The organism is Flavobacterium sp. UW10123 (genome assembly GCF_040538975.1).
Taxonomy (GTDB): Bacteria; Bacteroidota; Bacteroidia; order Flavobacteriales; family Flavobacteriaceae; genus Flavobacterium.
Genome location: NZ_JBEWQE010000007.1, coordinates 99,466 through 113,586, shown reverse-complemented (window position 1 = coordinate 113,586; position 14,121 = coordinate 99,466). Strand labels below are relative to the sequence as shown.

Annotated in this window: 7 protein-coding genes; all 7 read left to right on the top strand. The window is 35.4% G+C overall.

Translation table 11 applies throughout. The features are described 5' to 3' along the window. Nucleotides 1–142 precede the first annotated feature (142 nt). The 7 genes from ABXT06_RS09795 (at nt 143) to ABXT06_RS09765 (ending at nt 13,966) form a co-directional block, all read left to right on the top strand. Entirely contained in the window at nt 143–2,161 is a 2,019-nt protein-coding gene (locus ABXT06_RS09795; protein ID WP_354590595.1) for an aceric acid hydrolase, read from the top strand. Nucleotides 2,162–2,407: 246 nt separating this feature from the next. Further along, entirely contained in the window at nt 2,408–3,394 is a 987-nt protein-coding gene (locus tag ABXT06_RS09790) for a pectinesterase family protein (protein WP_354590594.1), read from the top strand. Nucleotides 3,395–4,068: 674 nt separating this feature from the next. Next, entirely contained in the window at nt 4,069–7,446 is a 3,378-nt protein-coding gene (locus ABXT06_RS09785; RefSeq protein WP_354590593.1) for a SusC/RagA family TonB-linked outer membrane protein, read from the top strand. 17 nt (nt 7,447–7,463) lie between these two features. After that, nucleotides 7,464–9,434 carry a RagB/SusD family nutrient uptake outer membrane protein gene (locus tag ABXT06_RS09780; RefSeq protein WP_354590592.1) on the top strand — a complete coding sequence of 657 codons (1,971 nt, stop codon included), beginning with the start codon at nt 7,464–7,466 and terminating at the stop codon, nt 9,432–9,434. Nucleotides 9,435–9,537: 103 nt separating this feature from the next. Next, nucleotides 9,538–11,250 carry a polysaccharide lyase gene (locus ABXT06_RS09775; RefSeq protein ID WP_354590591.1) on the top strand — a complete coding sequence of 571 codons (1,713 nt, stop codon included), beginning with the start codon at nt 9,538–9,540 and terminating at the stop codon, nt 11,248–11,250. Between the two features lie 276 nt (nt 11,251–11,526). Beyond that, the gene (locus tag ABXT06_RS09770) at nt 11,527–12,216 is read left to right on the top strand and encodes a DUF3826 domain-containing protein (RefSeq protein ID WP_354590590.1); all 690 of its coding nucleotides are present in this window, start codon (nt 11,527–11,529) and stop codon (nt 12,214–12,216) included. A 43-nt stretch (nt 12,217–12,259) separates the two neighbouring features. Next, the gene (locus tag ABXT06_RS09765) at nt 12,260–13,966 is read left to right on the top strand and encodes a polysaccharide lyase (protein ID WP_354590589.1); all 1,707 of its coding nucleotides are present in this window, start codon (nt 12,260–12,262) and stop codon (nt 13,964–13,966) included. The last annotated feature ends 155 nt before the right edge of the window (nt 13,967–14,121 follow it).

Genomic DNA, 14,121 nt, shown 5'->3' with positions numbered 1-14,121 from the left:
ATTAGTTTTTTGCCACAGATTAAAGGATTTGCACAGATTATTTATAAAAAAAATCATTTTAATCTTTTTAATCTGTGGCTAAAAAAGAAAGAAAAAATTAATGCAATTGGTGTAATTCGTGGCAAACAAAAAAATATTCAAAATGAAAAAGAACATCATCATATCGTCATTATTTCTTTCAACCGTAATCTTTGCGCAGAATAAAGGTTTGGTTGCTAATTCAGAAAGTCCATATTCCAAACTGCAGAGTGTTGGCTTGCAAGATGTAAAATGGACAAACGGTTTCTGGAAAGAACAATTTGATGTAGAAACAAAAAATACCTTGCCGTATATGTGGGATTTGTATCATAACGATGAAGTTTCGCATGCGTACAAAAACTTCGAAATTGCGGCTGGATTAAGTAAAGGAACTTTTAAAGGACCTTCGTTTCATGATGGTGATTTCTACAAGATTTTTGAAGGAATGGCAGCAACTTATGCCGTTACAAAAGATAAAAAACTCGATGCCGAAATGGATAAAGCCATTGCGCTTTTCGCGAAAGTACAGCGTAAAGACGGTTATATTCACACACCAGTTTTAATTGATGAACGTTGGGGAACTTTAGGACCAGAAGAAGTTAAAAAACAATTGGGTTTTGAAAAATACAATATGGGGCATTTAATGACTGCGGCTTGTATTCATTATCGTGCTACAGGAAAAACAAATTTCCTGAATATTGCCAAAGGAGTTGCTGATTTCTTGTACGATTTCTATAAAAAAGCATCGCCAGAATTGGCTAGAAATGCGATTTGTCCGTCTCATTATATGGGAATTGTTGAGATGTACAGAACCGTTAAAGATCCAAAATATTTGGAACTGGCTAATAATCTAATTGATATTCGCGGAACCACAAATGACGGAACCGATGATAATCAGGATAGAATTCCATTTAGACAGCAGACAACCGCAATGGGACACGCCGTAAGAGCGAATTATCTGTATGCAGGAATAGCCGATTTGTATGCTGAAACAGGCGAAAAGAAATTATTAGACAATCTAGAATCTATTTGGGATGATGTAACGTATCGCAAAATGTACATTACGGGAGGCTGTGGTTCTTTATACGACGGAGTTTCTCCAGACGGAACTTCTTATGATCCAACGGTGGTGCAGAAAATCCATCAGGCGTATGGAAGACCTTTTCAATTGCCAAATGCAACGGCTCATACAGAAACTTGTGCCAATATTGGAAATGTTTTATGGAACTGGAGAATGCTTCAAATTACGGGAGAAGCCAAATATGCTGATATTGTAGAGCTGGCACTTTACAATAGTGTGCTTTCAGGAATGGATTTGGAAGGAGAAAAATTCTTGTACAATAATCCATTGAATGTTTCAAATGATTTGCCGTTTCACCAAAGATGGGGCAATGAACGTGAAGGTTATATTGCTTTGTCAAACTGTTGTGCCCCAAACGTAACCAGAACAATTGCCGAAGTTGGAAATTATGCTTACAGTCTTTCAAAAGAAGGTTTGTTTGTCAATTTGTACGGAAGTAATTCTTTGAATACCAAAACAATTAATGGAGGAGCATTAGAAATTGAACAGCAAACAAACTATCCTTGGGATGGAAAAATAACCTTGAAAATTGTAAAAGCTCCAAAAGATTTGCAAGCTTTCTTTTTAAGAATTCCGGGTTGGAGTCAGAATGCAGAAGTTTCGGTTAATAATTCAAAAGTTTCAGATAAAGTTGTTTCGGGAACTTATTTGAAATTGAATCAGAAATGGGAAAAAGGAGATGTTATTGAGTTGAATCTTCTAATGCCGGTTGAATTGATGGAAGCGAATCCGTTGGTTGAAGAAGTTAAAAATCAGGTCGCTGTAAAAAGAGGGCCTTTAGTATATTGTTTAGAATCTGATCAATTGCCAGCTAAAATTAGTGTGAATGATGTGGCTTTGAAGTTGAATTCTAAATTTGCAACGAATCCGTTTACATTAAACAATAGAAATTTGATGAGCATTGATGCCGAAGCGGTAATAAAAGCTAATAATTCGTGGGAGAAAACGTTGTACAAACCGCTTTCTGCTAAAAATGAAAATACTGTACAAGTGAAATTGATTCCGTATTTTGCTTGGGGAAATAAAGGAAAAGGCGAAATGACGGTTTGGATGTCGCATTAAATTTTGGACGCGGATGAAACGGATTGCCCTTGGCAAAACGCGGATTAAAACGGATTTTTAATTTTTGTCAAAGATATTAATCGTTCAGTTTGTCATTCTGAGGAACGAAGACACGAGCGAGAGCGAACTGGCGAAGCAATCACACACGTAACTCGACAAAGATTGGCGATTTAGATTGCGGAGTTTCTAGTGTGATCTTTCCTTCGTCAAGATGACAAAACAAAATGAATAAGTAAATTGAAAAACATGAAATACATTCTAGCCTTATTTTTACTCACAACACTTTCACTATCAGCCCAAACGCTCGATAATAAACTCACATTAACCGTTGCTCAAGACGGTTCAGGAGATTTCAAAACGATTCAGGAAGCGGTGAATAATGTAAAAGACAATTCAGAAAAAAGAGTTGTAATTACGATAAAGCCAGGAAAGTATGTGGAGAAATTAGAGATTCCAGCGACTAAGCCATTCATTACTTTAAAAGGTCTTGACCGAAATAAAACCATTATTTCATTTGATGATTATTCTGGGAAACCGCTTCGTGAACCAGATCCATCGGGGAAAAAGGAATTTGGAACATCAACATCTTATTCTTTCATGATAAAAGGAAATGACTGTACATTGGAAAATCTAACCGTTGAAAATACCGCGGGAAGAGTAGGACAGGCGGTAGCTTTACACATTAAAAGTGATAAAGTTATTGTAAAGAACTGTAATCTTTTAGGGAATCAGGATACGCTTTATTTATCAGAAGGAAATACTCGCATCTATTTTGAAAACTGTTTTATAAACGGTACAACCGATTTTATTTTCGGAGCTGCAACAGCTTATTTTTATAAATGTACTATTGAGAGTTTAGTAAATTCTTATATCACAGCAGCTTCAACTCCGCAAGGGCAGGCCTATGGTTTTGTTTTTGTTGATTGTAAGCTTACCACAAAAGACAAATCAGTAGATAAAGTTTTTTTAGGAAGACCTTGGAGGCCTTACGCTCAAACCGTTTTTATCAATACAGATTTAGGTTCGCATATTATTCCCGAAGGTTGGAACGCTTGGATTGACACAAGATTCCCAGACAAAGATAAAACAGCTTATTATGCTGAATATGGTAGTAAAGGTGGGAGCGCAAAATATATTGCGCAACGAGTATCATGGTCGCATCAATTAACGAAAGATGATATTAAAAAATATAATAGAGATTTAATTTTGAACGGATGGAATCCCATTCAGTAGTTTAAATGAAATTAAAATATATCAGACGAAAAGCCCACTAATGCCAATATTAGTGGGCTTTTCGTTTGTTTTTTTCTATATTCATAAATAGAAAAATAACATTTAAATTTTGTTGGTCAGAATTTACTTTTAAAAATTATTTTTTTTGCTAAAATTTATTTCTTGTTTTTTAAGTAATCCTGCTACTACTTTATAGTTAAATTTGTAAGTTTTTTATCTAAAAATAAATGTAATTGCAACAATTATCTCTATCGTTTTCGTAAAAATTGACATTTTGTAAGCAGTTAAATATCAGATAACATATTGTTAAGTTTTGCAGAATGTACATCAGATGTTTATTTTTGATAAAAATCTTATTGTTTTTGAGTCAAAATGAGTTTGTAAATTTTGTTTTAAGCAAACATTTGTCTTAAATATTTTGGTTCGTCTATTTTTTCCATTCGTTTTTTATTAATATTGTTTTTTTAGTCACATTTTTTTTGACATTCTGCGATTAAAACAGGATAGAGCAGGACGGTTCTAATGTGTCATCGTCATATTTTTGGAATATTAAAATAAATGTGTTTTAAACATTTAATAAAATTAATTTAAGATTCCATTAAGAAATTTTGTTAATAGACAAGACGCATTAAACATGACTAACTAACATTAATAACCTAACCAAAAAAACATTTATGAAACAAGCACTTATAAAAAGATGTAGTTTTCTTTTGTTTACGCTGATGAGTGTATTGAGTTATGCTCAAAGTAATCAAGTTACTGTAACTGGAGCTGTTACCGATAATTTATCTGGTCTTCTTCCTGGAGTTAACGTAACTGAGAAATCTACAAAAAATACAGTTACAACAGATTTTAATGGTAAGTATCAAATTAAAGTAAAACCAGGTGCTACTTTGGTGTTTTCATTTATAGGAATGAAAAAATTAGAAATTGCGATTAATGGACGTACTATAGTAGATGCTAAATTATCTGAAGATTCAAACGAGCTTCAAAATATTGTTGTAGTAGGTTATGGTACTCAGAAAAAGGAAAAACTTACGGGAGCAATTGCTACAATTAATGCCGCAGATGTTCAGGATTTACCAGTTTCAAATTTATCTGATGCTTTGAAAGGATTAGTTCCTGGATTAGCTGTTATAGATGGAGGCGGACGTCCTGGTGATGCTGCTTCGTTACAGATTCGTCAAACTTTTAGTTTCTCTAAAGATGGAGGATTCAATACTCCATTAATTGTAATTGATGATATGGTGCAGGTAGATCCAGTATCGGGTTTCCCTACATTAGATGCTTTTAATCGTTTAGACCCATCAGAGATAGAAAGTATTACAGTATTAAAAGATGCCTCTGCTGCTATTTATGGTTCTCGTGCTTCTCAAGGAGCAATTGTTGTAAAAACGAAAAGAGGTAAAGCGGGTGTTACTAAATTTTCATACTACAGTCAATTTGCCGTAAATGACGCTGTAAGCCATAGTAAAACTATGAGTGCTTATGAGTATGGAGTTTGGTCTAATAGATTTTTATCTGTTAAAAATTTAAGTAATAATGGAGTAGGTTACTTTTCAGATTCTGAATTGGAGCAAATGAAAGATCTAAATTATGATTGGTTAAAAGAAGCTTGGAGACCGGCTACTCAAGACAAGCATACTTTAACTGTTACAGGTGGTAATGAAAAAATGACATATTTTGCAGGTCTTAACTATTTTACTCAAGGGGCAAACTTAGGATCTCAAGATTACCAGAAATGGAATTTTAGAACGGGTATTAATGCTAAGATCTCGAACTCATTAGATTTCTCAGCAGCAATTTCTACTAATTCAGGCGATATAGAAAAATCATTTACAAAAGCGTCAGCTAACATTAATGATAGCAGTTATGGAAGTATTGCTGGTGGAGGTGAGCAAGCTGATTATGGATATTTATTGCACATGCCTAAATATATTCCTTGGGAAACGGTAGTAGATGATAAAGAGTACTATATGTCTCCTTTTCCTAAAACAACAAGAACTTTAGGAAGTGCAAATGCTAATACTACAATTGCTGGATGGAATTACTTTGCAACTCTAAACAACGGTTCTAAACAAATTTCGGATGACTTTTCATATAATGTGAATATGTCTTTAAACTATAAAGTTCCTTTTGTAAAAGGGTTGTCTCTTAAAGGTACTTTTGCAAGAACTGAAAGCACAGGATATACAGAACAAGTTCAGTTGCCATTTGACTTGGCTAGAATTGTTGGATATGAAAAAGCAGATATGCACTTAGCAAGTGCGGCAGTTCCATCTACTACAAATAATGGCGTTGATCCTTACTACCAAATCGATACCAACGTTCGTAACTCTCGTGTATATTATAATACTTCTCTTAGCAGAAATAATCAAGCTAACTTTTTTGCGAACTATGCTAGAGTGTTTGGTAATCATGATGTTGGTGCTATGTTTGGTGTGGAGCGCACAGAAGCTGAGTATAGAACTACACGCTTAGCTTATGAACAAACTGGAAAAGATTATGGAGGAACATATCAAACAGCTGGTGTAATTTCTTCTAACTCTATTAACACAAAAGGAGAATCAGGAACACTTTCATATTTAGGAAGATTTAATTACAGTTATAAGTCTAGATATTTATTAGAATTTCTTTTCCGTAGTGATGCTTCGACAAAATTCGCTCCTGAAAACTACTGGGGATTCTTCCCATCAGTTCAGGCAGGTTGGATTATGTCTAAAGAAGACTGGTTTACTAAAGCATTACCAGGGATAGACTTTTTGAAATTGCGTTATTCTATTGGTAAAACAGGAAAAGATAACGTACAAGCTTGGAGATGGATGCAATACTATGATGTTATTGTAGATAAAGGTGCTGTATTTGGAACAGGTAATACAGGAGGATCTTTAGGAGGCGGTGTTACTCCAAAAGTAAATCCAAATAGAAATGTTGGTTGGGATACAACAATCAAAAATAACATAGGGCTTGATATTAATGTATTGAAAAATAGATTACAAATGAGTACTGATTTCTATTATGATAGAACAACAGATATGCTAACCAACATGGCAGGTGCTGTTGGTGTGCCAATTTCAGTTGGTGGCGGTTTTGCGGAACAAAACTACGCTGCTGTTGATGCATGGGGACTTGAGGTAAGTTTGAACTGGAGCGATAAAATCAAAGATGATTTTAGTTATAATGTTGGAGTAAACTTTGGATACTCAGATAACAAAGTAAAAAAATATCCAGATCAAGCTTTGCAACATCCATCATTTAATGTAACGCAGACAGGATCTTCTTCTTTCTTCCCATATTGGGGATTCAAAACTTGGAACGGAACTTCTACGGGAGACGGAATTTTACGTACAGATGAAGATATCGCAAACTACTGGGCCTATTTATCAGAAAGAGCGGCAGCAGCTGGCACAACACCTAGTTTTAATAAAATTACTAGCGTATCTGGTATGGTTAAAGGTATGTTAGCATATGAAGATGTTGGTGGTGCATTTGATCCAACAACAGGAGAACAAGCTGGGCCTGATGGAAGAATTGATAAAAATTTAGATTATCAAAAATTGGTTAATGTAAATAGAACTTATGGTTTTACAACCAATTTAGGAATGAAATACAAAGGATTTTATGCAAGAACTCAGATCTCTACTTCTTGGGGAGGATTCCGTGAACTTGATGTTGTAAAACAAGGAACATCTTCAGCACACAACATGTGGGCTCACGAAAGCTACTGGACAGACATGTACGGACCAGATAATGTAAATGGTAAATACCCTAATTTAGCGCTTTATGACGACGAATTGGTAGGTGCTCCTTCAAACTTCTGGCAGTTAGATACTTTCCGTTGTTTTGTTAGAAACTTAACAGTAGGTTATGGTTTGCCAAAAGACGTTTTAAACAAGTTAAACATTAGTAGTCTAGCAATTGGTGTAACTGGAAATAATCTTTGGGATTTCTATAATCCATATCCTAATCACTATCGCAATATGTATGATTCATCGTATGATACTTATCCAACTTTGAGAACTTGGTCAGTAAACTTAAGTGTATCATTCTAATAAAAAAATAAGTAATTATGAAACTAAGAATAAACTCAATATTAACTCTTGTAGTATTACTTATAGTTAGTGCTTCATGTAGTGATAATTTTCTTGAAGACAAGAAAAATTTCGGACAAGTTGACGATTCATTTTATGAAAGTCAAGATCGTACAAATTGGTACATAAATAATTTGTATTATGACTTTTTCTATGCATATAAATCGCCTTTAGCAACCTTGGTAGGTCAGTATAATGATTCATACTCTAGATTAACAGAAGAGATTGGCGGAATTCAAGATCTTGTGAATCCAACCAAAACATTAGTAAATTCAGATGATGCAACTAACTATTTTGGAACCAAATTGGAAGATAAAATTAAAAATGAGCCTTATAATCGTATCAGAGACTGTAATAGCTTTTTAGAAGACATTGATGTAAAAGGATCTACATTAGACAAAACATTCCGAGATCGTGCAAAAGGACAGGTGTATTATCTAAGAGCAGTTCAGTATTTTGATTTAATGCGCATCTATGGTGGTGTACCTCTTGTTACAACAGTGCAAGGTGCATCTTCATCTAATGAAGCAATAAAACTCCCAAGAGCTTCAGTTACTGAAGTGGTAAATCAAATTGTAGCAGACTTAGATATGGCGGCTTCATTATTGCCTGGTAACTGGCCAGATGCTGGTGCAGATTATGGTCGTTTTACAAAAGGAGCTGCTATGGCACAAAAAGCTAGAGTATTGTTAACTTATGCAAGTCCATTATTTAATAAAAATTGGGATGGCTCGACAGAAAGATGGGAAGCAGCATTACAAGCTGGATTAGCTGCAGAAGCTCAATTGACAGCTGATGGCTACGGATTATATGGAAGCAACGCCAAACAATGGGATGAAATGTTTAAGGTTGAAGGTTTTAATAAAGAAGCAATTGTAGTTCAATTGCTAGGAAACGGACCAACTGTTGCTGTAAGTAATAATAATTCTTGGGAAAAAGCTATGCGTTTGGTCAGTCAAGGTGGTACAGGGGCTTTTGAAGCTCCGAAAGAAATGATTGACTTATTTCCAATGTCTGACGGATCAAAACCGACAACTGCAAATGGTTACGATCCTTTCTTATTCTTTAAAAAACGTGATCCTAGATTTTATAGAACATTTGCTTTCTCTGGAATGAAATGGGGATATGCTGAAGATGCAAACAGTGTAGCATGGTCTTACCGCTGGTTAGACGGATCTGATAAGGATAAACCGTATTTTAGTGATAACAATCAGGAAAATAGTCCAGCTTTCGTAAGAAAAATGTCAAATGTAACAGCGTCAAATGCTAGTAGTTTCCAGTATTCTGTTACTAATATCATGGAATATCGTTATGCGGAATTATTGCTAAATATTGCTGAATGCTATGCTGCAAAAGGGGACATTGGTAATACAATCAGTTATTTAGGGAAAATTAGAGCTCGTGTTGGAATTCCTGCTACAAATAATTACGGAATCGGTATTTTGACTGATAAATATGCTGCTATTGCTGCTTGTCTATATGAACGAAGAGTAGAATTAGCTTACGAAGGAAAACGTTTCTGGGATGTACAACGTTGGATGCTTTATAGTAACGAAACTCTTGCAGGAACTAGCGGTGGTACTGTAACTAAGTTAGGTTTAACACCTATTAACGGTACACAGCGTACAGGATACTACCTGCAATATAAAAATACTTCCACTAAGAGCGATCCTTTAAAAAGTGTTCGCGGATCAATCAGTGTTGATCCAGATTCGGCTAACTTTAGTACTCAACTAGATGATTTGGCAACTTTTTATACAAATAATTTCGTATTCACTAATTTATTGACTCCAATGGATAACGTAAATAACGTTGCAGTACAGATTAAATTTAATCCGAATTATTATATAATGGGATTACATACTAGTATTCTAACTCAAAATCCTTGGTTACAACAAACTATTGGATGGAACGGGGGATCTAATGGAAACTTCAATTACCAAGAATAGAGTTTAATATAAGAAACAGATTAACATACAAAGCTTTTCACCTGTATTTGTCAAAAGATACAGGTGATTTGTTTAAAAAGAATTACCACAACTAGAAATTAACATGAAAAATTCCGCATTATTTATCGCATCATCTCTGCTTTTTTTGGCAAGCGCAAAATGTTTTGCCCAGTACCCGAAGATTAGTCCAGAAGTTCAGGCTCAGGAAAAAGCAATTAAAGAAGAAGCTCAAAGACTTTCTGATGAAGCTTGGACAAAAGCTTTAGTAGTTATTGAAGAAGAAGCAAAACATGGAAAACCATATATTCCGTGGGCAGCAAGGCCAACAGATTTACCTCAGGCAGATATTCCTGCTTTCCCAGGTGCTGAAGGTGGAGGAATGTACACTTTTGGAGGCCGTGGAGGAAAAGTTTACACAGTAACAAGTCTAGAAGACCGTGGACCTGGAACATTACGTGAAGCTTGCGAACAAGGAGGAGCGAGAATTGTGGTATTTAATGTTGCTGGAATTATCAGATTGAAAAGTCCCTTGATTATTCGTGCGCCTTACATCACAATTGCTGGACAAACTGCTCCTGGTGATGGTGTTTGTATTGCAGGTGAATCAACTTGGATTGATACGCATGACGTAATTATCAGACATGTACGTTTCCGTCGTGGAGAAACTTTCGTAGGTCGTCGTGATGATGCTATCGGAGGAAATCCAGTTGGAAACATCATGATCGATCACGTTTCTGCAACTTGGGGATTAGACGAAAACATGTCAATTTACAGACACATGTACAATCCAGGACCAGGTTATCCAGATATCAAAGTGGGAACGGTAAATATTACAATCCAAAACAGTTTATTCGGAGAAGCTTTGGATACTTACAATCACGCTTTCGGAAGTACTTTAGGTGGAGAAAACTGCTCTTTCATGAGAAACATGTGGGCTAATAATGCAGGAAGAAATCCTTCTATAGGTTGGAACGGAATTTTCAATTTTGTGAATAACGTAGTTTTCAACTGGTACAACAGATCTACAGATGGTGGAGATTATACTGCAAATTACAACATCATTAATAACTTCTACAAACCAGGTCCAGTAACCGATTTAACACAGCCAATCAGCTATAGAATCTTAAAACCAGAATCTGGAAGAAGTAAATTACCTTATATGGTTTTTGGTAGAGCTTATGTAAACGGAAACGTAGTTAATGGAAACGAAAAAGTGACTAAAGACAACTGGGACGGTGGAATTCAGTTAGAAAATAAAAAAGGGGAATTAATGACTTACGATGAAGCAAAAGAATACTTTGCTAAAATGAAAGCAGTTAAACCTTTCCCAATGCCTTGGTTCAACAAATTTATGACTGCTGAAGAGTCTTATGAATTCGTTCTTAAAAATGTTGGAGCAACTCTTCCAATTAGAGATAAAGTAGACGAAAGAATCGTAAGAACTGTAAAAACAGGAGTTCCTGAATATGCTAAAGGTTTAGAGAAAAAGACTTTCTACCAATTCGAACACAGACGTTTACCGATGGATTCTTATAAAAAAGGAATCATTACCGATATTTCTCAAGTTGGTGGATATCCAGAATACAAAGGAAAACCTTATGTAGATACAGACAAAGACGGAATGCCGGATGCATGGGAGAAAAAATACGGTTTAAACCCGAATGATCCATCTGATGCACAAGGAGATTTAAACGGAGACGGATATACTAATATTGAAGATTACATCAACGGTGTAAATCCTGCGATAAAAGTGGACTGGAAAGATTTAGCTAATAATAAAGAAACATTAGTTAGACCTTTATTAGATTTAAAATAAGGAACAATTTTTAAAAACATTCTTGTTTCAGAGTAAACAAGAATGTTTTTGAAAAGAGCCTGAAAGGCTCAACGCACCAACATAGGACAACGTCCTATGTATAAAAGAAAAAAGCCCTTAAAGGGCGAAAGTAATTAATGAAATATGGACAACGGCTTGCGCCCTTTCAGGGTTTCGTCTGTATGATTTATAATTCATAGGATGTTATCCTATGGTGTTGCTTAAAGGCCGTTGGCCTTATGATTGAGTCAAAAAATACTAAAAAAAAGAAAGACAATGGCACTAAATAATATAAACGCAGGTTTGTTATCGCTGGTTTTCGCATTTTCAAGTTTAAATGCGCAACAGCATTTAGATCCTGAATATGTAAAAGTTACCAACGAAAGAGCTGCAAAAATCGTTACCAAATTAGATTTGAAAAACGAAGCAAAAGAAAAAGCAGTTTCCAATATCATCGCGCAGCAATTCAGAGATTTAACTGAAATTCAGGATGGAAGAGATGCTGAAATCAAAAAAGTAAAAGAAGACACTTCTTTAGCTAAAGAAAAACAAAACGAAAAGATTGATAAACTGAAAGCAAAAGCAGACGAATCAATTGCCAAACTGCACAAATCTTATATCAAAAAATTAAGTAAAGAATTATCAGAAGACAAAATTACTGAAGTTAAAGACGGAATGACTTATGGAGTTCTTCCAATTACAGTAGCAGGTTACAACGACATGCTTCCAAATTTAACAGCAGAGCAAAAAGACTATATCTACAAAGCTTTGGTTGAAGCCAGAGAACATGCAATGGACGCTGGTTCATCTAAAGAAAAACACGGTTGGTTTGGTAAATACAAAGGAAGAATCAACAATTATTTATCAAAACAAGGTTACGATTTAAACAAAGAAAGTAAAGACTGGCACGATCGTGTTGAGCAGAGAGAAAAGAATAAAGCAAAAGATTCTACTGCAAAAGAATAATCTCTAAAAAAACTAACTACCATTAACTACACCACACAATTAAATGCAAAATATTTTCCCAAACCGTACTTTTAAAAGAGCATTTATGACTTTGTCATTTTGTTCGCTTATGTCATCGGCATATGCCCAATATCCCGTAATTCCAAAAGATGTTCAAGCAAAAGCCGATGCTATTTTGGCTGATGAAGAAAAAAGGCTGAGCGAAATCTGGAATGCTAATCTGCATATAATCAAAGAAGAAGCAAAACAAGGAAAACCATATTTACCTTGGGCTTCTTATCCAAAAGATTTTGTTTTTGCAGATATTCCTGCTTTTCCGGGTGCTGAAGGTGGCGGAGCATATACACAAGGCGGTCGTGGTGGAAAAATATTTGTCGTGACAAGTTTAGAAGATAGTGGAAAAGGAACTTTCCGTGAAGCTTGTGAAGCAGTAGGAGCAAGAACGATTGTTTTCAACGTTTCGGGGATTATTCAACTGAAAAAAAGAATCAGTATGCGTGCGCCTTACGTAACCATTGCTGGACAAACGGCTCCAGGTGACGGAATCTGTATTGCTGGTGAAACTTTAGAAATCGACACGCACGACGTTATCATTAGACACATGCGTTTCCGTCGCGGTGCTACTGAAGTTACCAGAAGAGACGACGCATTGGGCGGAAATCCAATGGGAAATATCATCGTAGATCACTGCTCTGTAAGTTGGGGATTAGACGAAAATATTTCTTTATACAGACATCAGTTTGCAACTAATGCAAAATCAAAACTGGAAAAATTACCAGCTTGTAATATCACGATTCAAAACACGATTTCGTCAGAAGGTTTAGACACGTACAATCACGCTTTCGGAAGTACAATCGGCGGATTGAATAGTACTTTTATGCGCAATTTGTGGGCAGACAACATTTCTAGAAATGCTTCTATCGGAATGTATGGCGACTTTAATTTTGTGAATAACGTAGTATTCAATTGGTGGAATCGTACGCTGGATGGCGGTGATTATCGTTCGATGTTGAATATCATCAACAATTATTTTAAACCAGGTCCAATTACACCGCAAAACGAACCTATTTCACATAGAATCGTAAAACCGGAATCGGGTTATATTGAGCCAAAACAATATGGAAGAGCTTATGTTTCAGGAAACTTTATTGTTGGTTCACCTGAAGTTACAGCAGATAATTGGAACGGCGGTGTGCAATTAGAAAACCTTCCAGAAGCTGAAACGGCAGCATTTTTAGCAGCAATCAAACAGCCAAAACCTTTCTCAATGCCAAAATTCAAAATTATGGGAGCTGAAGAAGCATACGAATATGTTTTAGCAAATGTTGGAGCAACAATTCCAAAAAGAGATGCAGTCGATGAAAGAATTCTTAAACAAGTTCGTACAGGAAAAATCGAAGTAAAAGACGGTCTAGAAAATTCAATTGGAAAAGAATATATCAAAAGAAGATTACCTGCCGATTCATATAAAAAAGGAATCATTACACATCCAGATCAAGTTGGCGGATATCCAACTTACAAAGGAAAAGCCTATAAAGATTCAGATAATGATGGAATTCCAGATGCTTGGGAAAAGAAATATGGTTTAAATCCAAATGATGCTTCAGATGCGAATAAAGATTCAAACGGAGATGGTTATACCAATATCGAAAAGTATTTTAATGGAATCGATCCCAACACTAAAACAGATTGGACGAAAATGGAAAATAATACGGATACATTGACGAAGCTGAAATCATTGTTACAATAGTTAAGTATTCTCAACGCAAACCTGACAGGTTTTTAAAACCTGTCAGGTTTAATTAACATAAAGAATATCACCAAAGTTTGTCATTCCGAGGAACGAGGAATCACACTAGAAATTCCACAACAGTGCGTAAATATCGCGTGAGATTTCTCCTTCGT